Below are 19,029 nucleotides of genomic sequence, written 5' to 3'. Positions count from 1 at the left end.
CTCAACCGCGCGCGCCCCCGCGGCGGCGCACCTGCAGCGGCGGCACCGGCTCGTCGGCGTGGCCCTTGTAGAGCGGCGATTCGAGATAGCGGGCGATGGCGAAGCGCACCAGAACGGCAACGGCGGCGGAAGCCGGAACGGCGATCAGCAGGCCGACGAAGCCGAACAGCGCGCCGAAGGCAAACAGCGCAAACATCAGCCATACCGGATGCAGGCCAACGCTTTTGCCGACCAGCCTTGGCTGCAGGATGTTGCCCTCGATGAACTGGCCGACGAAGAACACACCGGCCACCGCTGCGATCATGGTCCAGTCCGGCCAGAACTGGACGAAGGCGACGCCGACGGCCAGCACCAGGCCGGTCAGCGAGCCGACATAGGGGATGAAGGAGATCAGTCCGGCGAACAGACCGATGAGGATGCCGAAATTCAGGCCCGTCAGTGTCAGGCCGGTGGCATACATGGCGCCCAGCACCAGGCACAGCGTGCCCTGGCCGCGCACGAAGCCGGCGGTCGCCGTGTTGATGTCCCTGGCGATCGTCCTGACGGTCTTGACATAGTCGCGCGGCACCCAGCTGTCGACGATTGTCACCATGCGATCCCAGTCGAGCAGCATGTAGAAGGCGACGACCGGCGTCACGACGAACAGGCTGACCACCGAGACCAGCGCCACGCCGGAGCTCCAGATCGAGGTGAACACGGTGGTCAGGAGGCCGAAGCCGGAGGTCAGCAGCGAGTTCAGGCCTTCGCGCAGGCCGTTGGCGTCGACGCCGAATTTCTCTTCCAGCCATTTCGGGTCGAAGCTGGTGATCAGGCCCTGCAGCCGGGTCAGATAGTCCGGCAGCTTGCTGGCGAAATCAGCCATCTGCGAGGCGAGCACCGGAACCAGGATGACGAAGGCCAGTACCAGGACGACGATAAAGGCGATGAGGATGACCACCGTCGCCATCAGCCTGGACAGGCCAAGCCGCTCCAGCCGGTCGGCGACAGGGTCGAGGAAATAGGCGAGCACCATGCCGGCGACGAACGGCAGAAGGATGCCGCTGAAGACATAGAGGAAGACGGCGAGGATGATGGCGCTGACCAGCCAGAAGCGGATCTGGCGGCGAAACGACGCCGATGCCGCAGCTTCCGCTGCCGCAGCCTCAGCTTCAGCGTCGATGGACCGTTCGTCAGGTGCCGGGTGTGGAGCCTTCGCCATAGCCGCTCATATGCCTCAGCCAAGCCACGAGATAGGCCGCGGCCGAAGCCACGGTCAAGACCCCGGACAGCAATATGAGGGCCGGCCTCAGCGGATCGAGACGGATGTCGAAGGCGAGTTCGCCCAACACCACTGCCGCCAGCACGATCTGGATCGCGGTGTTGGCCTTCGACACCAGGAGCGGCTTCATCTCGACCGGATGCGCCATGACGGTGGATAAAAGCACGGCGCAGACGATCAGTGCGTCGCGCGACACCATGGTAACGACCAGCCACAGCGGCAGTTCGCCGCTGAAGCCCAGGACCACGAAAACCGAGACCAGCAGCAGCTTGTCGGCCATCGGATCGAGATAGGCGCCGAGCCTGGAAAACTGATTGAAATGGCGGGCGATGAAGCCGTCGACGCCGTCGGAAATGCCGGCAATGAGGAAGCCCGCAAAGGCCCAGTCCCAGCGGTCCTGCAGCATGGCCAGCACCACCGCCGGCACCAGCACGAAGCGCATGATCGTGATCATGTTGGGGATGGTCAAACGCATATCCCGTCGCTCTTGTTTGCCGATACATGATGGAGATGGAGGGTTACGGCAAGTGAGAAGCGACACAGAAGCTGCCAATCTCCCCACGAGGGCGCCAGCAATGAAATAGGTCAAGACAGATGTCGATTTCGGGGAGGCTCATTCGTCTCACGATAGGAAGCCAAGGAAATTTGCCCAGGCAAGGAAACGGACGCGATGACAATCACTATCACAGCATTTGAACGATCGCCCGATGGCGGCAAGGGACTGGCGCGTGATACGCGCGTTCGCTGGGCGCTCGAAGAAGTGGGGCAGCCGTATGAGGTTCGTCTTGTTTCCTTCGCAGAGATGAAGGCGCCTGAACATCTGGCGATCCATCCCTTCGGCCAGATCCCCACCTATGAGGAAGGTTCTCTCTCGCTGTTCGAGACCGGCTCGATCGTCTTTCATCTTGCTGAGCAGCATGCGGGATTGCTGCCGAAGGATCGCAATGCCCGCGCGCGTGCGATCACGTGGATGTTTGCCGCACTTAACACCGTCGAACCACCGATCCTCGAATTAACGACGGCAAGAATATTCGAACGTGACAAGCCTTGGAGCGAGGAGCGCTTGCCGTTGGTAAAGGACCGTGTTCGCGCTCGGCTGGACAAACTCTCGGCTCACTTGGGTGTCGCCGACTGGCTCGATGATGCGTTCAGCGCCGGCGATTTGTTGATGGTGTCGGTGCTGCTGCGACTAAGAATGTCAGGCATTTTGGACGAATATCAAAACTTGGCTGCCTATGTAGCGCGCGGGGAAGCACGGCCGGCCTATATCCGGGCTTTCGCCGCGCAATTTGCGATCAACGCAGAGGGGGCGTGAAGATTAGCCAGCATTGAACTAACCAAATGGAAGCGAGCCCGAAGCGCGCGCGCTCTCCTTTGGCGACGCCAGTCAAGAAAGCTGGTACGTCTCCCGTATTCGAGGGGACGCCATGTCGATCAACATCTATGTCTACTGGGGGCGAGGAGAAAGGACGCCGAAGAGCTGGTCCCGCAGCTGCAGGCGCATTTCCGGGCCTTGGACGAAGCCGACGACAGGTTCGCGAGGTGGGCCCCGCGCGGCAGATCGCTCAAAAAAGCAATCGCCTCCAAGCCGGTCAACACCTCGTCGTGCGAGGTTCTCCATCGCTGGCTGTTAAAGGGCCGGAACAAGACGGACATGCCTCCGAGACAGCCCGTTCCTGAACTGGGATACAATGTGTCGCTGTGGAACCAGCGCCAGGCAAATATAGAGGCGTCCACATCAGTCCATTGCAGTTCCTGGTCCAAATATCTGTCGGAAGACAGCCAGAACAATGCTTCGCTGGAGTTTAGCTACATAGCTGGAGCCGAACCGGTGAATACAAAGGTTTTGCTCGGCCTATTTCTCAAGTTCATTGATATCTGGGAACCCAGTTGGGGTTCGATCTGGCGGCACGTTCATGAGGGACATCCAGCCGGGGCGCGTTGGAACCCAAGACATGTTCAATATGCCTTCTTCCAGTCACCGGGAGGACGCGGGCACGATGAACGATTTATGGGACAGCAGCAGACCCTCCCCAAGGGCGGTCGCCTCTGGACGGACGAAACGGCGGTGCCTTTCCTGGAAGAGACGTAAGTGCCCGGTATTCCGCTGCCGTCCTTGCAAGACGCTGTTGCCCATGCGAAGAGCCCGTGAAGCGACAGCCTATTTCCCCACTGCTGAATGACGATGGCGCAGAGAATCACAATCGCTTGGCGAGTAACGCTTTGTTATCTGGCCGGACTGACAGAAAGTCTTTTGGTCTTCGCATTTTTGGGAGCCCCGCACCGCAAGGTGGCGACGCAAGATCTCCTGTGGGCCTTCGCTCTTGAGCTGGCCGTGGGCGTGGTCGTCTCTTGGCCCCTCTGGCTGACCGCCGCTGTCGTCGCGTTCGTTTTCTCAAGATCAGTCGTTGCAAATCCAGGTCTGTGGGCTGCCGCGGCGGCGTTGATCGCCGCCGGCTTCTCGTATGGGACCCTGCCCTTCGACGGTGAGATCAGGTCTCTTGCCACCGTCGGAGGCCTCGCCGCAATTCTGGCAGGGATTTCTTTTTATTGTTGGAGTGTATCGCGCCCGGTTCCCCCGGCATCCAACTGAAAACACCCTCATCGCGCGCTTGCCTTGCGGGGCAAAACCGTTCATGCGAAGAGCCCGCACGCGAATGAAACCAGCGACAGGCAAGCGCAACAGATGAGCAGGCGCCGGAAATGAGCAAGCGCAAGAACGGGCTCACCTATGCCGAAGCGGGCGTCGACATCGACGCCGGCAATCTCATGGTCGAGAAGATCAAGCCGCTGGTACGCGCAACCCGCCGGCCGGGCGCCGATGGCGAGATCGGCGGCTTCGGCGGCCTGTTCGACCTCAAGGCCGCCGGCTTCACCGATCCGGTGCTGGTCGCCGCCAATGACGGCGTCGGCACCAAGCTGAAGATCGCCATCGACGCCGGCAAGCACGACACGATCGGCATCGACCTCGTCGCCATGTGCGTCAACGACATCGTCGTGCAAGGCGCCGAACCGCTGTTCTTCCTCGACTATTTCGCCACCGGCAAGCTCGATCCCGACCAGGGTGCCTCGATTGTCGGCGGCATTGCCGCCGGCTGCCGGCAGGCCGGTTGCGCGCTGATCGGCGGCGAGACGGCAGAAATGCCCGGCATGTATCAGGACAAGGATTACGACCTTGCCGGCTTTGCCGTCGGTGCCGCCGAACGCGGCCAGCTGCTGCCGACCGACGACATCGTCGAAGGCGACGTGCTGCTCGGCCTCGCCTCGTCGGGCCTGCATTCGAACGGCTATTCGCTGGTCCGCCGCATCGTCGCCGTAAGCGGCCTTGGCTGGAACGATCCGGCGCCGTTCAATGACGAAGCGACGCTGGCCGAGGCGCTGCTCGAGCCGACGCGCATCTACGTCAAGTCGATCCTCAAGGCGATCCGCAACACCCATGGCATCAAGGCGCTGGCCCATATCACCGGCGGCGGCTTTCCCGAAAATATCCCGCGCGTTCTGCCCAAGGATTTTTCGGCCGAGCTCGATCTCGGCGCCATCGAGGTGCCGCCGGTGTTCTCATGGCTGGCCAAGACCGGCGGCGTCGCGCCGGAAGAGATGATGCGGACCTTCAATTGCGGCATCGGCATGATCCTGGTCGTCGCCTCCGGCCAGGCGGCGCAGGTCGCTGCCGTTCTGCAGGAGGCCGGCGAGGCGGTGACGCCGATCGGCCAGATCGTGCCGCGCCGCGATGCCGGCGTCATCTATCGGGGCTCGATTGGCCTATGACCAGGAAACGGACGGTCGTACTGATCTCGGGGCGCGGCTCCAACATGACGGCGCTGGTTGCGGCGGCGAGCAACCCGGCCTATCCGGCCGAGATCGTCGGCGTCATCTCCGACCGCGCCAATGCCACCGGCCTTGGCATCGCCGCGGCGCGCGGCATCGCCACCAGAGTGATTTCGCGCTCCGACTATGCCAGCAAGCAAGCGCATGACGAGGCGATCGATGCGGCCCTCTTGTCGTTCGGCGCCGAGATCGTCGCGCTGGCCGGCTATATGCGCATCCTCGGCGCGCGCTTCGTGGAGAAGTGGCAGGGCCGCATGATCAATATCCACCCTGCCCTGCTGCCTGCCTTCAAGGGGCTGGATACGCATGCGCGGGCCCTCCGCGCAGGCATGCGCATCCATGGCTGCACGGTGCATTTCGTCACGCTCGACATGGATGACGGGCCGATCATCGCCCAGGCCGCCGTGCCGGTGATGGTCGGCGACAATGAGGACACGCTGGCCGCGCGCGTGCTCAAGGCCGAGCACCAGCTCTATCCGCTGGCGCTGGGGCTGGTCGCCGAAGGCAAGGCGCGGATGGAAGGCGGCCGCACGGTGTTTTCGCGCTTCGCCGACGATGCCGACAACGCCACGTCGGTGGTGATCGCGCCCGACCCGCTGCGCGAAGAGACCGATCTCGAGCACCTGGCGCGGATAACGCCGTAAGAGTCAGTTCTTGAATTTGGTAGCAAATTTTGCTACCGTTTTCGTGAGGAGACGGCTTGATGGCGACAGTCGAAAAAGTCAGCGTAGCGCTTTCCCCGGAACTGCTGGACATGGTCAAAGGCGCGGTGGCCAGCGGGCAGTACGGTTCGGCAAGTGAAGTGATCCGCGAGGCACTGCGCGAATGGCGGCTTCGCCAGCCCTTGCGCGAGGCCGAAGCGGAGCGGTTGCGGAAAGCCTGGACGGAAGGGCTGGAGAGCGGTCCGTTTGCGCCGTTCGACATCGAGGACATAAAACAGAAAGCCCGCAGCCGGTTGGGCAACACCAGCAAAAACCGGCGGAATGGCTGACGTCCGCATTGTCCGCAGCCCGGCGGCAGAAGACGACCTGATCGATATTTGGTTTGGCATTGCAAGGGACAACCCGCTTGCCGCGGACCGCTTTTTGGATGCTATTGCCGTGCGCATCGTGCAATTGGGCACATTCCCGGAATCCGGTCCCAAGAGGCCCGACGTCGCTGCCGAGGTGCGGGCGTTGACGATCGGCAACTATCTCGTGCTTTATCGCCTGGCCGAACAGCGCGTCGAGATCGTCCGCGCCGTACACGGCGCCCGCGACGCTTCGGCACTGTTTTGATAGATTGCGGACAAGCAAATGGACGTTTTCGACAGCGCGATCCGGACAAAGCGTGATCTGGCCGGCGTCTTCGAGTACGACGCGGCGGACGATCCGAAAAGTGCCACGGCATATTTTTATCTCTGTCGGATCGAGGACGGAGGAGTAGGTCCCGTCGTCGGTGCAATTCACGTTCGATCGGGCGATTGGGCCATCACTGAAGCAGACATTTTGGTCAGATGGGATAAAGATGAACGGCATGTAGGCCTGTTCATCTTTGGTGCGCTTTGGGCGAGTTTTGATACCGCCATGGGCACAAAACATGGCGGCGGCTATGGGAAAGACTTTCAGCCCGACATCCCTTGGACTTGAGTTGAATCCATGAAGCAACTGCTGCTCCTGCGTCACGCCAAGTCGAGTTGGGACGATCCCGACCTCATCGACTTCGACCGGCCGCTGTCCGCGCGCGGGCTGAAGGCAGCACCACTGGTCGGGCGCGAACTGGCCCGGCGCGGCTGGCTGCCGGAGCTGGCGCTGGTGTCGCCGGCGCTGCGCACCCGCGACACGTGGCGGCTGGTCTCGGCGGAATTGCCGGCGAAGGTGCAGGCCAAATTTTCCCAGGCGCTCTACGAGGCAGCGGCGGCGGACATCCTCGCCAAGGTGCGGCAAGTAAAGGCGGGGACTGGAACACTGCTGGTGCTTGGCCACAATCCCGGGCTGGAAGAGTTCGCGCGCGGGCTTGCCGAGGCTGGATCGGACCAAGCGGCGCTGAAGAAGCTGGCGGAGAAATACCCAACCGCGGGCCTGGCTCGGTTCGACGTCGACGGCGATTGGACCGGTCTCACCTTCGGCAGCGCCCGACTGACGCACTGCATTTGGCCGAAGGATCTTCGCTAGGGACTGCCCGACAGGCCGGGGGATCGCCGACCTTTCGACCAAACCCGGCTTCGCACAAACAAAAGCGGCGGGCCAAGCCCGCCGCTCTTCGTGCTCCGGGGTTTGAGGAACTATCGGCCCCAGTTGCCCCGGCCAGATTGGGGCACTACGGGTTGATCCGTGCCGAACCGGGTCGTCGCCTCGGTGTCGACGGCGTTGTGCTCGGCCGTCAGCGGCTTGCGGATGGAACCGGTAAACCCGCTGTCGATGGTGCCGACAGGCGCGTTCCCAACAGGCGCGGCCGGCTGGTTGACGCCGTCCGAACCATAGTGATCACTGCCTGCAAAGGCGCTGCCTGTGGCGACGAGGACGATGGTGGCGACGGTAAGAGCAGTCTTGGTCATTTCAGGTACTCCAGTGTACTGGTCATTCGTGAGTTGTCGTTGCTTTCGACGCATTCGAGATGAGAGCGCTGTCCGCGCCGACGAATACGCACCCGGCTTTTTCCGACGTGCACGTTGCTGGACGATTTCAGCAACCGAGATTGTGGCTACAGATGAAACCTGCAAATCAAAGTATTCGATTGGCGCAGGATGCTATTCGGCGCACACGCCCGTTGATACGCGAAAGCAAGAGTAGCGGGCCAAGCCCGCCGCTCTTTGTGTTGCAGGCCGTTATAATCAGCGGCCCCAGATGCCTTGGCCGGATTCAGGCGCCACCGACTCGGAAGTTATCTTGGCACCGGTATGCTCGGAAGTGACCGGCTTGCGGATCGAACCGGTGAAGGTGTTGTCGACGTTGGCAGCAGCAGCAGCGGCCGGCTGGTTGACGTTGTCCGAGCCATAATGGTCGCTGCCGGCAAAAGCAGTGCCGGTGGCAACGAGGATGGCGGCGGCGGTAAGAGCGAGCTTGGTCATTTTCGGGTACTCCGGTAGTTCTTTGGTCTGTCCGTCAAGTGGCGTGCCTCGGGAGGAATTCGCGTCGCTCGGACCACCCCGAGATGGGTCGGCAAGTCTGTCGTTTCCAATCACGAAAATTTTGTACGGGTGCGCCAAATTGGCCGCTTGAAATTCGACATGCAGCTCCATGCGCCACAATGTTCTTTCTTCTTTTCAACTAGTTATGCGGTCAGTGGTGATTTGCCGCGCGAACATTCTTTGAGCCGGCGTTCACCCTTTCCTGTACTCTCAGTCAACGGAACCGAACCGTTCGGTTCGAGTTCTTTACGTTTGGCGGATCAGCGTTTTCAGAGGCTCGATCGACATTCCTGCCGATGGGCGCCGTGAAATTCACGCTGCCAGCTCGGCGCCGGCGGCGTCGTGCTTGGGCCGCGCGCTGGCCAGAAGCACGACGGGGCAGTTGCAGGCGGCTAAAACAGCGCCGGCGGTTTCACCGAAGAACAGGTCCTCACCCGGACGTTGGGTGACGCCCATCACGACGATCGCCGCTCCTTTGGCCGCCTCCCGGGTGATCGCCTTGTCGGGTGTGACGCGGGTATGGAACGCTGTGTCGATATGCAGGCCGTAGCGGCCCGCCAGATCAGCGATGTCTTTCAGGACGGCCTCTTCGCGGCTATGCGACACCGATGTCGACCTGCGGCCCTTGGCTGCCTTTTGCGAGACGTAGAGAACCTTGATCCGCGCCCGGTTTGGACGGGCCAGCGCCAGCGCCAGGTCGGCGGCGCGACGCGCCACCTGGGTACCGTTGACGGGGACGAGAATGCTGGTGCCGGCCCTCAGCGTCGGCATCTTTTCGCCAGCATTGCCGCCGTTCAGGACCAGGCAAAGCGGGCCGTCAAATCCTGCGGCAATGTCGTTGAGGGCCGGCGCGAAGGCGCCATCGGCGGTCAGCACATTGTCCAGGCCGACCAGCAACAGGCCGTATCCCTTGCGGGCCTCTTCGGCAATCGTCTCACCCGTGGCATCCAATTCGGTGCGGGCCGTCAGATGGACTTTGTCGACAAGCGTATCTTCGATCCGTTTCACCGCCTGAGCGCTCTTTTTTGCACCCTTTTTGATTTCCTGGAGGGCGCGCTCCTGTCCCTTGCTGTCGGTCGGCCTGTCAACTCGGCCGTCTTTCGGCTGAAGCAAGGTGGTGGGCAGGCGAAGCAAGGTGGTGGGCATGCCGCTGCCTCCGCCGACCAGTCCGGCGAGATATGCGGTGAACTTGCCGATCCTGCTGTCGTCGACCAGCACCAGCAGCCTCTCCAGCCTGGAAATGAAGCCGTATTCGTCCAACGCCTCGCGCTCGACACGCTGCTGCTCGTCGTGCCCAACCGGCAGCCGGCCGAGCGCCCAGCGCAGCATCGGCGGCATGGCCAAGGTGGTGATCACGGCCATGGTGACGATCATGGTGAAGAGATTGTGCGACAGGATGTTCATCGACAGGCCGATGCTGGCGACGATCACCTCGGTCGAGCCGCGTGCGTTCATGGCACTGCCGACGGCGATTGCTTCCTTGAGCGACATGGCGGCGAGCTTGGCGCCGATGAACGCGCCGCCAAACTTGCCGATGCTGGCGATGATCACGAGAGCGCCCGTCAGCATGGCAAGGGTTGGATCGGCGAGCACTGTGAGATCGGCGGAAAGCCCCGCCATGCCGAAGAAGATCGGCATGAACAGGGCGGTGATGACGCCGCGAAGCTGACCTTCGATATGGCTGGAGAGGATGGGCGATTCCCCGACCAGGATGCCGGCGACGAACGCCCCCAGCACGGTATGGACGCCTATCAGATTAGTGATCAGCGCCATCGCTCCCATGATGATGAGGATCATGGTGATCACCGCAAACTCGCTGCGGAATTGATCGTTGGTCCAGCGGATCAAGGTGAAGACAAGACGGCGGCCAATGGTGAAGGAGAACACCATGAACAGTGCCACCGCAGCGATGGTGGTCACCAGCGGCGCGAACTGTAGCTTGCCATTGGTGGCGATGCCGAAGGTTACGGCGATGACCAGCCAGCCGATCGTGTCCTCGATGATCGCCGAGGAAATAATCACCTGTCCGAGGTTGCGGCGCATGAAGTTCATCTCGCGCACCACCATGGCGACGACCTTGACCGACGAGATCGACAGCGCCGTGCCCAGGAACAGCCCGGCGACGGTGCGCTGCGTGGGGTCAGCCAGCAATGCGTCCGGCAGGAACTGCGCCAGCGCAAAACCGAAGATGAAGGGCACCACGACGCCGGTAGCCGAAATGGAAAAACAGGCCGCGCCAACCCGGCGCACCAGCCGCAGGTCCGTCTCCATGCCGGTCAGCAAAAGCAGCATCAGGATGCCGAGCTGCGAGACGGCGTCGATCATGCCCTTTTGCGCAGGATCACTGGGAAAGATCAGGTGCTGGGCCGACGGCCACAGCCAGCCGAACAGTGAAGGACCGAGCAGGATGCCGCCGATCAGTTGGCCCATGATTGCCGGCTGGCCATAACGCTGCAGCACTTCGCCCAAGCCGCGCCCGACAAGCAGCAGAAGCACGATCTCGGCGACGAAAGCGCCTTCGCCCGAACCACCCATGCCCGAGGCCCGGGTACCGGCAACGAGCGTCTGCGCTGCCCAGGCCGCCTCCACGGGGACGAAAGCGCAAACCAGCAGCGCCAGGCTGGAACGTGTCGGAGCCTGCCAAGCCATGAAACCCCCATCGCCCAATGCACGTGTCCAACAACGCGCGACAGGGCGTTGCGTTGCTAGACAGGGCGTTGCGTTGCTAGACGTGGACGTCACCGAAGGAGAGTTCGCCGTCGTCGCTCTCTGTCAGAAATGCTGTCACCAGCAGGCCCGCATAGAGGACGGCGACCAGCACGACGATGACGGCGCCCGGAATTGGACCCAAGGCAGCACTGGCGACCGCCTCACGCATCGACCCGACGAAGCCGATGCGGACACCTTCGGTCAGAAGACTGGGGGTCGACAGTTTGAGGATCCAGGCCAGCAGCAGGATCAGCAGCATGTAGATGTAATTGCGACGCAGGCGGCGCGCCAAAGCCATGCGTTGCGAAATCAGGAATTTCGGCGCGCGCAGGCTCTCGCCGACGATCAACAGCCAATCGGACGCGAAGTCCGGCTGCGGCGAGAATATCTGCGCGAAATAGTGCCGTTCGAACTGGCGCACGCGAGCCCGATAGAAGTCGAAGAAGCGATATCGGCGGGCCTCTATCCACAGCAGCAGCAGAACAAGCAGCATGGCAAACAGCAGCACGCCATGGTGAGCGCTGGCTGTCGAAAGCGAAACCGACAGCATTGCTGCGACAACGGTTATCGCCCAGTTGCTCGTCCGGTCCAGGCGGTCACGCCACCCAGCCATGCGCGCAATCTCGGCGCGATGAAAGTGGGACATCGTGGTTACGAGTTCGCCGGACGACAGTGTCCTTCCGATGGGATCCGGCGCCGGCAACACTTCTGCCATGACAATGCCTCCACCCGCCACGCGAAAACGGCCGGATGGAGATATCGTTCCGACGCTCAATCCGCCGGGCGCAGCCAGACCTTGTTGTCGTGGAAGGCGGCGCCGCCATAGGGCGCCGGCGCATCGGCGCCGGTCAGCACGTTGATGCCCTCGCCGCGCTCATGGGCGCTGTTCGGCCAGATGCCTTCGGCGACGACGACGCCGCGCTTGATGCCGTCGAACAGCTTTGCGTGCAGCACCACCTCGCCACGCTGGTTGCCGACTTCGACACGGCCGCCGTCGGCGACGCCGAGTGCCGCCGCATCATCGGGATGCAGGAGCAGCTCCGGCCGGCGCTCTTTTGCCTGCGATACCGGCGTTTCGGCAAAGGTCGAATTGAGGAAATTGCGCGCCGGCGAGGTGGTCAGCCGGAACGGGTGCGCCTCGTCCGCCACTTCGATCAGGTCGACATGGTCGGGGAATTCCGGCAGGCTCGCCACCGGCCCGAACAGGCCCATGCTTTTCGGTGGCCGGTTGGGCGCGGCCTGGCCCGTCCAGTCGGCGCGAAAATGGAACTTCTTGTCGGCATGGCCGAAGCCGTCGAGGAAATGCGCGGCCGCGAAATCCGGCTGCAAATCGACCCATTTCTGCTCTTTCAGGCTCGAAAAGCTGCCCAGCCCGCGCTTGCCCAGAATGATGTCGATATGCTGCTGCTCGGTCATGCCGAAGCCAGGACGATCGGCGACACCGAGCCTTTTGCCGAGCTCCTCGATGACGAAATGGTTGGTGCGCGGACCTTCCGGCGGGTCGATCAGCTTCGGCCCGAGTGTGATGTGCTGGTTGCCGCCACCCTTGTAGACGTCGTCATGCTCGAGAAACATCGTCGCCGGCAGCACCACATCAGCGAGCTTGGCGGTGTCGGTCATGAACTGCTCGTGCACGCAGGAAAACAGATCGTCGCGCAGAAAACCTTGCTTCACCAGCCGCTGCTCCGGCGCGACATTCACCGGATTGGTGTTCTGGATCAGCAGCGCCGTCACCGGCGGGCCGCCATAGAGCGCATCCTCAGCCCCGGTCAGCACCGGGCCGATGCGCGAATGATCGAGATGGCGGATCGAGGGATCGCGCATCCGCGTGCCTTCCAGCAGTTCCTGGTTGAGCTTGAAGATGCCTGAGTTGGAATGGAAGGCGCCGCCGCCCTCATATTGCCAGCAGCCGGTAACCGCGGCGATCGAGGCCGCGGCATGCATGTTGACCGAACCGTTGCGCTGCCGCGAAAAACCGTAGCCGAGGCGGAAGTAGGTCTTCTTCGTCGTGCCGACGAGACGGGCGAAGGCCTCGATTTCGTCGACAGAAAGCCCGGTGATATCAGCCGCCCATTGCGGCGTCTTTGTGCTGAGATGCGCTTCCAGACCGTGAGGATCGTCGGTGTATTGTTCCAGATAGGCGCGGTCGGCCATGCCGTCACGGAACAGCACGTGCATCACCGCGCAGGCCAGCGCGCCGTCGGTGCCGGGCTTCAGCACCAGGCCGAGATCGGCCTGCTTCATCGTTGCATTTTCGTAGACGTCGATGACGACGATCTTGGCGCCGCGTTCCTTGCGCGCCTTGATGGCGTGGGTCATGACGTTGACCTGCGTGACCACGGCGTTGGTGCCCCAGATCACCACGCAGTCGGACTTTGCCATTTCGCGCGGGTCGGGGCCGCGCAGCGCGCCGGCGCCCATCATCCAGCCGGTCCAGGCCAGATTGGTGCAGATCGAGCCGAAGAAGCCGGAATATTTCTTGGCGTGCCTGAGCCGCTCGATGCCGTCGCGCTGCACCAGACCCATCGTGCCGGCATAGTAATAGGGCCAGACCGTCTCCGAGCCATATTTTGCCTCGGCGGCTATGAACCTTTCGGCGACGAGGTCGAGCGCCGCCTCCCAGCTGGATTCCTTCCAGGCGCCCTCGCCCTTGCCGCCGGCTCGGATCAGCGGCTTCAGCAGGCGGTCGGGATGATGGACGCGATCAGCGTAACGGGCGACCTTGGCGCAGATGACGCCGGCCGTATAGCTGTTGGCCTTGGCGCCATGGACGCGACCGATGCGCTTTTCATCGAGCAGCTCGACCTCGAGCGCGCAGGTCGACGGGCAATCATGCGGACAGGCCGAATGGCCGATTCTGAGCTTCGCGTGCTGATTCATGGGAGCAAACTAGTCGTTTATGGCGGCGGCGTGTAGGGCCAGTTACCCGCCATCAATGCGCTTGAGCAAGGCGTTGTAGGCGCCGCATTTCGGGCAATGTATGTGGCGCTCGACATGCGATGATCCGGCTCCGGCGTCGATGACCAGCAGATTGCCGTCTCCACACTCAGGGCATTTTGCGACAGCTTCGGAATTGACAACCAAAACCTTGGCAACTTCGATCCAAAGTTTTGTCGACATCGTCCTACTCCGCCGTGCCTTCCTCGTACTCCGCCGACATCGACAGCCATTTTTCCTCATGGCCGGCCAGCTGTTGCGCAAGTTGTGAGCGCTCCTTGGCCAGCCTTGTCGCGGTCGACGGGTCCTTTTCGTAGACGGCCGGGTTGGCGAGTTCGTCCTCGATCAGGTCGATGCGCTTGCGGAGGCGGTCCATCAGCGCTTCGGTGGCGCGGATTTCCTTGGCCAGCGGCTCGAAGGCGGCGCGGCGCGCGGCCGCATCGCGGCGGCGGTCGGCCTTCGACGCTTTGTCCGCCTCGCGCTTGCCGCGGCGGTCGCCGGAGACGCCGGTGACCAGTGTCTTGTAATCCTCGAGATCGCCGTCATACGGATTAACCGCGCCGTCCTTGACCAGCCAAAGCCGATCGGCGGTCGCTTCGAGCAGATGGCGGTCGTGCGAGATCAGGATGACCGCGCCGGGAAAATCGTTCAGCGCATGGATCAGCGATTCACGGCTGTCGATATCAAGATGGTTGGTCGGCTCGTCGAGGATGAAAAGGTTCGGCCCCTCGAAGGCCGACAGGCCCATCAGGAGCCGCGCCTTCTCGCCGCCGGACAGATCCTTGGCCGCGGTATTCATCTTTTCGGTGGTCAGGCCGAACTGGGCGACGCGGCCGCGCACCTTGGATTCCGGCGCGTCCGGCATCAGCCGGCGGACGTGTTCATAGGCGTTTTCATCGGGCCTGAGGTCGTCGAGCTGGTGCTGGGCGAAGATTGCCACCTTCAGCCCGGGCGCCACAGTCATGGAGCCGGTCTCCGGCTTCAGCCGGCCGGCCAAAAGCTTGGCGAAGGTCGACTTGCCGTTGCCGTTGGCGCCGAGCAGCGCGATGCGGTCGTCGGCATCGATGCGCAGCGTCATCTTCTTCAGGATCGGCGCACCCTCGACGTAGCCGACATTGACGTTGTTCAGCGCAATGATCGGCGAGGCCACCGTCTTCACCGGCTCCGGAAAGGAGAACGGCCGCACCGTGTCGTTCACGATCGCGGCGATCGGCTTCATCTTCTCCAGCGCCTTGATGCGCGACTGCGCCTGCCTCGCCTTCGATGCCTTGGCGCGGAAGCGCTCGACAAAGGATTCCATGTGCTTTCGCGCGGCTTCCTGCTTGACGCGGCCCTTCTCCTGCAATTCGCGCTGCTCGGTGTATTGGCGCTCGAACTGGTCGTAGCCGCCGCGCCAGAAGGTCAGCTTCTTCTGGTCGAGATGAACGATCGAATTAACGGCGCGGTTGAGCAGGTCGCGATCGTGCGAAATCAGCAGCACGGTATGCGGATATTTCGACACGTAGTTTTCCAGCCACAGCGTGCCTTCGAGGTCGAGATAATTGGTCGGCTCGTCGAGCAGCAGCAGATCGGGCTCGGCAAACAACACGGCGGCCAGCGCGACGCGCATGCGCCAGCCACCGGAGAAGGACGAGGCCGGGCGCCGCTGCGCGGCATCGTCGAAGCCGAGGCCGGCGAGAATGGTGGCCGCGCGTGACTCGGCCGAGTGCGCATCGATATCGGCCAGCCGCATGTGGATGTCGGCGATGCGGTGCGGGTCGGCCGCCGTCTTTTCCTCTTCGAGCAGCGCACTCCGTTCGAGGTCGGCCTTGAGCACGATCTCGATCAGCGGCTCCTCGGTGCCCGGCGCTTCCTGCGCCACCTGGCCGATGCGCGTGTTCTTGGGCAGGCTGATCGAGCCGGTCTCGGAGGCGAGGTCGCCGGTGATCGCCTTGAACAGGGTCGTCTTGCCGGTGCCGTTGCGGCCGACAAGGCCAGCCTTGCTACCGGCCGGCAAGGTCAGTGAGGCATGGTCGAGAAGCAGGCGTCCGGCCATGCGGAGCGAAAGGTCGTTGATGATCAGCATGGCCGGGCTTTTGCACGGGACAACCATGCTTCGCAAGGGCTTGAGCCCCGGTTCGCCGCATAAGCCGCGAAAACCGACAAAGCTGGTGATGTCGACCCCGCGCGCCGCGACTTCCCGCAAAACGCAAAAAGAACCCGCTATCCTGAGGGGGGACAAGGAGAGCGGGCTCTTTCGTGAACGGCGGCCTTGGGAGCGTCCGATCGACATCCAAACACGCAGCAGCTTGGTTTGTTCCATGGGAAGAATGAACTATGTGATGAACAAACGCTGCTGTGGCCGGCAGGTTTGTCCACAGGGGCGTGCCGTCTGTACGTTATCGACCATGACGCTGCGGAAAGACTCGGCTATCCTTGGATGTGCGGCGGGCCTGATCTCCGCCTGGCCGGCGCCATCAGCTTCCTCCCAAGCGGCGCCGGCCACCTTCCTTGACCGGCGCCGACGCCATTTGAGGCGGTCATTGTTTCGGCGGCGTGCCGGGCTGATCGCCGCCGGTCGTCGACTTCGGCACCGGATTCTTGTCGACCTGCGGGTTCTGATCGACCGTGTCGCCAGGGGCCTTGGTCGGCTGGATGTTGTTGTCGCAACCCGCAACAGTCAGAGCTGCCATAAGCAGCAGGATTGAGCGCTTTTTCATCGCAGTCTCCTCTCGCCCGACAACGAGGCGTCGGCGATTTGGTTGCGCGGCCGGTGTCGTTCCTGCATTCGCCAGGGGGCCCGGGAACAAAATGCCGCGTCTCCGGTTGCTGCACAATCAATGGAGGAAGGCATGATCCGTCTGCTCATCGCCGGGGCAATCGTCTATGTCGCCTATCGCGTCGCCAAGAAAGTGATCGACGAGGTGCCCGACGATTTTGATCCGCTGCTGCTGCCGCCGCCACAGGACGATCGCGAGGCGCTGCGGCGGCAATCGGCAAGGATGGGCGTCGAGCCCGAGCGTTAGTCGACAGGCCTGCCCGCAAGGCTTCTTCGTTCACGAGCCCTATTCCGGCTCCGCAAACCGTTGCGAACAAAGCAGAAACGATGCTTGATGGGCGATGAACCTCGCCGCCCGTGATTCGTCCTTCCAGCCGGCCTATCTGGCGAAGCTCAACGCCGAGCAGCGGCTTGCCGTCGAACATGGCGACGGCAAGATCGCCGGGCCGTTGCTGGTCATCGCCGGCGCCGGCTCCGGCAAGACCAACACGCTGGCGCACCGGGTCGCGCATCTGATCGTCAGGGGTGCCGACCCGCGCCGCATCCTTTTGATGACATTTTCGCGCCGTGCCGCGGCGGAAATGGCCAAGCGGGTCGAGCGCATCGCCGGCGAGGTGCTGGGGCGCGATGCCTCGGTGATCACCGATGCGCTGAGCTGGGCCGGCACGTTCCACGGCATCGGCGCCAGGCTGCTGCGCGATTATGCGCTGGAGATCGGTCTCGATCCGGCCTTCACCATCCACGATCGCGAGGATTCCGCCGACCTGATGAACCTCGCCCGCCACGAGCTTGGGTTTTCGAAGACCGAAGCCCGCTTCCCGACCAAGGGCACCTGCCTGGCGATCTATTCGCGCGCCGTCAACGCACAGGCGCCGCTCGGCGAGGTGCTGGGTTCGGTGTTCCCGTGGTGCGCCGGCTGGGCCGAACAGCTGAAGCAATTGTTCGCCCGATATGTCGAGGCCAAGCAGGCGCAGAACGTGCTCGATTACGATGACCTGCTGCTCTACTGGGCGCAGATGGCCGGCGAGCCGGAAATCGCCGCGCATCTGGGTGCACGTTTCGACCATGTGCTGGTCGATGAATACCAGGACACCAACCGGCTGCAGGCCTCGATCCTGACGGCCCTCAAGCCCGACGGATCGGGGCTGACGGTGGTCGGCGACGACGCGCAGTCGATCTATTCGTTCCGCGCCGCGGAAGTGCGCAATATCCTGGATTTTCCGAAGCAGTTCGCGCAGCCGGCCGAGGTCGTCATGCTGGAGCGCAACTACCGTTCGACCGAGACGATCCTGGCGGCGGCCAATGCGGTGATCGGCGAAGCGTCGGAGCGTTTCACCAAAAATCTCTGGACCGAGCGCAAATCGGCGGAAAAGCCGAAGCTGGTCAGCGTGCGCGACGAGACCGAGCAGGCGAGCTATGTCTGCCAGGCGATACTGACCGAACGCGAGGCCGGCACTGTTCTCAAATCACAGGCGGTGCTGTTTCGCGCCTCGCACCATAGCGGCCCGCTGGAGATCGAGCTGACGCGCCGCAACATCCCCTTCGTCAAGTTCGGCGGGCTGAAATTTCTCGATGCAGCTCACGTCAAGGACTTGCTGGCCGTGCTGCGCTTTGCCGAAAACCCGCGCGACCGCGTCGCCGGCTTTCGCGTGCTGCAACTTCTGCCGGGCATCGGCCCTTCGGCCGCCAATGCGATCGTCGAGACCATGGCAAATTCGCTCGACGAGACGATGGGGCTTGCCCGCTATCGGCCGCCGCAGCGTGCCGCCGACGACTGGCCGGGTTTTGTCGCGCTCTATAGCGGCCTGCGCGCCGGCGCGCAAAAATGGCCGGCCGACATCGAACAGGTCAGGCTCTGGTACGAGCCGCATCTGGAACGTATCCACGAGGATGCAACGACGCGCCGGGCCGATCTCCTGCAGCTCGAGCAGATCGCTTCCGGCTATGCGTCGCGCGAGCGCTTCCTCACCGAGCTGACACTCGATCCGCCGGACGCGACCAGCGACGAGGCTGGCCCGCCGCACCGCGACGAGGATTATCTGATCCTGTCGACGATCCATTCGGCCAAGGGCCAGGAGTGGAAGAACGTCTTCGTGCTCAACACCGTCGACGGCTGCATCCCGATCGATCTCGGCGTCGGCAGCAAGGAGGACGTCGACGAGGAGCGGCGGCTGCTCTACGTGGCGATGACGCGGGCCAAGGACAGCCTGCACATGGTCATGCCGCATCGCTTTTTCGTCCACGGCCAGGCGGCGCGCGGCGACCGCCATGTCTATGCCTCGCGCACGCGCTTCATCCCGCGCTCGATCCTAGGCGCCTTCGAACAGCTGGCTTGGGCCAGCGTCCAGGCCAGAGACGATCCGCGCCGCCAGCCGCAGGTACGTGTCGACCTCGGCGCCCGCATGCGCGGCATGTGGAAATAGGCACCTG

Annotated in this window: 21 protein-coding genes; 11 read left to right on the top strand and 10 right to left on the bottom strand. The window is 63.0% G+C overall.

The genetic code is table 11. The annotated features are described in order from the left end of the window. Position 1: 1 nt before the first annotated feature. Together NKI08_RS17665 and NKI08_RS17660 are read right to left on the bottom strand one after the other, a co-directional pair. Positions 2 to 1,198 (bottom strand): AI-2E family transporter, encoded by a 1,197-nt coding sequence (locus NKI08_RS17665; RefSeq protein WP_352501884.1) that lies wholly within the window; start codon positions 1,196 to 1,198, stop codon positions 2 to 4. Beyond that, the gene (locus tag NKI08_RS17660) at positions 1,170 to 1,727 is read right to left on the bottom strand and encodes a CDP-alcohol phosphatidyltransferase family protein (protein ID WP_352469229.1); all 558 of its coding nucleotides are present in this window, start codon (positions 1,725 to 1,727) and stop codon (positions 1,170 to 1,172) included. The genes NKI08_RS17665 and NKI08_RS17660 overlap by 29 nt, the downstream gene beginning before the upstream one ends. 201 nt (positions 1,728 to 1,928) lie before the next feature. Between NKI08_RS17660 and NKI08_RS17655 the strand changes: the two genes are divergently transcribed. The 9 genes from NKI08_RS17655 (at position 1,929) to NKI08_RS17615 (ending at position 7,239) form a co-directional block, all read left to right on the top strand. Further along, positions 1,929 to 2,573 (top strand): glutathione S-transferase family protein, encoded by a 645-nt coding sequence (locus tag NKI08_RS17655; protein ID WP_352541636.1) that lies wholly within the window; start codon positions 1,929 to 1,931, stop codon positions 2,571 to 2,573. A gap of 12 nt (positions 2,574 to 2,585) precedes the next feature. After that, positions 2,586 to 3,350 (top strand): Imm52 family immunity protein, encoded by a 765-nt coding sequence (locus NKI08_RS17650; RefSeq protein WP_352771189.1) that lies wholly within the window; start codon positions 2,586 to 2,588, stop codon positions 3,348 to 3,350. A gap of 87 nt (positions 3,351 to 3,437) precedes the next feature. After that, positions 3,438 to 3,851, top strand: a complete 414-nt coding sequence (locus tag NKI08_RS17645) for a hypothetical protein (protein ID WP_352771148.1) — start codon at positions 3,438 to 3,440, stop codon at positions 3,849 to 3,851. A gap of 110 nt (positions 3,852 to 3,961) precedes the next feature. Next, entirely contained in the window at positions 3,962 to 5,026 is a 1,065-nt protein-coding gene (gene purM / locus NKI08_RS17640) for a phosphoribosylformylglycinamidine cyclo-ligase (RefSeq protein ID WP_352771146.1), read from the top strand. Then, on the top strand, positions 5,023 to 5,730 hold the full coding sequence (gene purN, locus NKI08_RS17635) for a phosphoribosylglycinamide formyltransferase (RefSeq protein ID WP_352771144.1): 708 nt from the start codon (positions 5,023 to 5,025) through the stop codon (positions 5,728 to 5,730). The genes purM and purN overlap by 4 nt, the downstream gene beginning before the upstream one ends. Positions 5,731 to 5,789: 59 nt before the next feature. After that, positions 5,790 to 6,077: a type II toxin-antitoxin system ParD family antitoxin gene (locus NKI08_RS17630; protein WP_352457662.1), complete on the top strand. Its 288-nt coding sequence runs from the start codon at positions 5,790 to 5,792 to the stop codon at positions 6,075 to 6,077. Beyond that, entirely contained in the window at positions 6,070 to 6,363 is a 294-nt protein-coding gene (locus NKI08_RS17625) for a type II toxin-antitoxin system RelE/ParE family toxin (protein ID WP_352771141.1), read from the top strand. Before NKI08_RS17630 ends, NKI08_RS17625 begins: the two co-directional genes overlap by 8 nt. An 18-nt stretch (positions 6,364 to 6,381) precedes the next feature. Then, positions 6,382 to 6,714, top strand: a complete 333-nt coding sequence (locus NKI08_RS17620; RefSeq protein ID WP_352771139.1) for a hypothetical protein — start codon at positions 6,382 to 6,384, stop codon at positions 6,712 to 6,714. A 9-nt stretch (positions 6,715 to 6,723) separates the two neighbouring features. Continuing rightward, entirely contained in the window at positions 6,724 to 7,239 is a 516-nt protein-coding gene (locus tag NKI08_RS17615; RefSeq protein WP_352684972.1) for a SixA phosphatase family protein, read from the top strand. Positions 7,240 to 7,349: 110 nt separating this feature from the next. Here NKI08_RS17615 and NKI08_RS17610 read toward each other — a convergent pair whose 3' ends face one another. From NKI08_RS17610 to NKI08_RS17575, 8 genes are all read right to left on the bottom strand, one after another. Beyond that, positions 7,350 to 7,622 carry a DUF680 domain-containing protein gene (locus tag NKI08_RS17610; RefSeq protein ID WP_352472618.1) on the bottom strand — a complete coding sequence of 91 codons (273 nt, stop codon included), beginning with the start codon at positions 7,620 to 7,622 and terminating at the stop codon, positions 7,350 to 7,352. A 276-nt stretch (positions 7,623 to 7,898) separates the two neighbouring features. Then, positions 7,899 to 8,135: a DUF680 domain-containing protein gene (locus NKI08_RS17605; RefSeq protein ID WP_352457659.1), complete on the bottom strand. Its 237-nt coding sequence runs from the start codon at positions 8,133 to 8,135 to the stop codon at positions 7,899 to 7,901. 372 nt (positions 8,136 to 8,507) lie between these two features. After that, complete coding sequence (locus tag NKI08_RS17600) at positions 8,508 to 10,730, bottom strand: cation:proton antiporter domain-containing protein (RefSeq protein ID WP_502899638.1); 2,223 nt, start codon at positions 10,728 to 10,730, stop codon at positions 8,508 to 8,510. A gap of 190 nt (positions 10,731 to 10,920) precedes the next feature. Further along, entirely contained in the window at positions 10,921 to 11,619 is a 699-nt protein-coding gene (locus NKI08_RS17595) for a DUF2270 domain-containing protein (RefSeq protein WP_352472615.1), read from the bottom strand. Between the two features lie 56 nt (positions 11,620 to 11,675). Beyond that, positions 11,676 to 13,784, bottom strand: a complete 2,109-nt coding sequence (locus tag NKI08_RS17590) for a molybdopterin-containing oxidoreductase family protein (RefSeq protein ID WP_352771135.1) — start codon at positions 13,782 to 13,784, stop codon at positions 11,676 to 11,678. Between the two features lie 42 nt (positions 13,785 to 13,826). Next, the gene (locus tag NKI08_RS17585) at positions 13,827 to 14,024 is read right to left on the bottom strand and encodes a hypothetical protein (protein WP_352501876.1); all 198 of its coding nucleotides are present in this window, start codon (positions 14,022 to 14,024) and stop codon (positions 13,827 to 13,829) included. Between the two features lie 4 nt (positions 14,025 to 14,028). Further along, positions 14,029 to 15,906 (bottom strand): ABC-F family ATP-binding cassette domain-containing protein, encoded by a 1,878-nt coding sequence (locus NKI08_RS17580; protein ID WP_352501875.1) that lies wholly within the window; start codon positions 15,904 to 15,906, stop codon positions 14,029 to 14,031. A 454-nt stretch (positions 15,907 to 16,360) separates the two neighbouring features. After that, positions 16,361 to 16,540, bottom strand: coding sequence for a hypothetical protein (locus NKI08_RS17575; RefSeq protein WP_023677659.1), 180 nt, complete (start codon positions 16,538 to 16,540; stop codon positions 16,361 to 16,363). A gap of 132 nt (positions 16,541 to 16,672) precedes the next feature. Here NKI08_RS17575 and NKI08_RS17570 point away from each other — a divergent pair, with 132 nt between their 5' ends. Both NKI08_RS17570 and NKI08_RS17565 read left to right on the top strand, forming a co-directional pair. Continuing rightward, entirely contained in the window at positions 16,673 to 16,846 is a 174-nt protein-coding gene (locus tag NKI08_RS17570; protein ID WP_023677660.1) for a hypothetical protein, read from the top strand. A gap of 94 nt (positions 16,847 to 16,940) precedes the next feature. Continuing rightward, positions 16,941 to 19,022 (top strand): ATP-dependent helicase, encoded by a 2,082-nt coding sequence (locus tag NKI08_RS17565; protein ID WP_352501874.1) that lies wholly within the window; start codon positions 16,941 to 16,943, stop codon positions 19,020 to 19,022. Positions 19,023 to 19,029 lie beyond the last annotated feature (7 nt).

The sequence above is a fragment of the Mesorhizobium sp. M0768 genome, assembly GCF_040320195.1.
Classification (GTDB): domain Bacteria; phylum Pseudomonadota; class Alphaproteobacteria; order Rhizobiales; family Rhizobiaceae; genus Mesorhizobium.
This window is presented reverse-complemented; position numbering and strand designations above follow the sequence as displayed.

Excerpts from the sequence above, each read along its gene's own strand:
- NKI08_RS17565 (WP_352501874.1), top strand. The coding sequence starts at position 16,941 with ATGAACCTCGCCGCCCGTGATTCGTCCTTCCAGCCGGCCTATCTGGCG.
- purN (WP_352771144.1), top strand. The coding sequence starts at position 5,023 with ATGACCAGGAAACGGACGGTCGTACTGATCTCGGGGCGCGGCTCCAAC.
- NKI08_RS17570 (WP_023677660.1), top strand. The coding sequence starts at position 16,673 with ATGATCCGTCTGCTCATCGCCGGGGCAATCGTCTATGTCGCCTATCGC.
- NKI08_RS17615 (WP_352684972.1), top strand. The coding sequence starts at position 6,724 with ATGAAGCAACTGCTGCTCCTGCGTCACGCCAAGTCGAGTTGGGACGAT.
- NKI08_RS17590 (WP_352771135.1), bottom strand. The coding sequence starts at position 13,784 with ATGAATCAGCACGCGAAGCTCAGAATCGGCCATTCGGCCTGTCCGCAT.
- purM (WP_352771146.1), top strand. The coding sequence starts at position 3,962 with ATGAGCAAGCGCAAGAACGGGCTCACCTATGCCGAAGCGGGCGTCGAC.
- NKI08_RS17600 (WP_502899638.1), bottom strand. The coding sequence starts at position 10,730 with ATGGGTGGTTCGGGCGAAGGCGCTTTCGTCGCCGAGATCGTGCTTCTG.
- NKI08_RS17595 (WP_352472615.1), bottom strand. The coding sequence starts at position 11,619 with ATGGCAGAAGTGTTGCCGGCGCCGGATCCCATCGGAAGGACACTGTCG.
- NKI08_RS17630 (WP_352457662.1), top strand. The coding sequence starts at position 5,790 with ATGGCGACAGTCGAAAAAGTCAGCGTAGCGCTTTCCCCGGAACTGCTG.
- NKI08_RS17605 (WP_352457659.1), bottom strand. The coding sequence starts at position 8,135 with ATGACCAAGCTCGCTCTTACCGCCGCCGCCATCCTCGTTGCCACCGGC.
- NKI08_RS17655 (WP_352541636.1), top strand. The coding sequence starts at position 1,929 with ATGACAATCACTATCACAGCATTTGAACGATCGCCCGATGGCGGCAAG.
- NKI08_RS17620 (WP_352771139.1), top strand. The coding sequence starts at position 6,382 with ATGGACGTTTTCGACAGCGCGATCCGGACAAAGCGTGATCTGGCCGGC.
- NKI08_RS17610 (WP_352472618.1), bottom strand. The coding sequence starts at position 7,622 with ATGACCAAGACTGCTCTTACCGTCGCCACCATCGTCCTCGTCGCCACA.
- NKI08_RS17665 (WP_352501884.1), bottom strand. The coding sequence starts at position 1,198 with ATGGCGAAGGCTCCACACCCGGCACCTGACGAACGGTCCATCGACGCT.
- NKI08_RS17585 (WP_352501876.1), bottom strand. The coding sequence starts at position 14,024 with ATGTCGACAAAACTTTGGATCGAAGTTGCCAAGGTTTTGGTTGTCAAT.
- NKI08_RS17645 (WP_352771148.1), top strand. The coding sequence starts at position 3,438 with ATGACGATGGCGCAGAGAATCACAATCGCTTGGCGAGTAACGCTTTGT.
- NKI08_RS17575 (WP_023677659.1), bottom strand. The coding sequence starts at position 16,540 with ATGAAAAAGCGCTCAATCCTGCTGCTTATGGCAGCTCTGACTGTTGCG.
- NKI08_RS17625 (WP_352771141.1), top strand. The coding sequence starts at position 6,070 with ATGGCTGACGTCCGCATTGTCCGCAGCCCGGCGGCAGAAGACGACCTG.
- NKI08_RS17580 (WP_352501875.1), bottom strand. The coding sequence starts at position 15,906 with ATGCTGATCATCAACGACCTTTCGCTCCGCATGGCCGGACGCCTGCTT.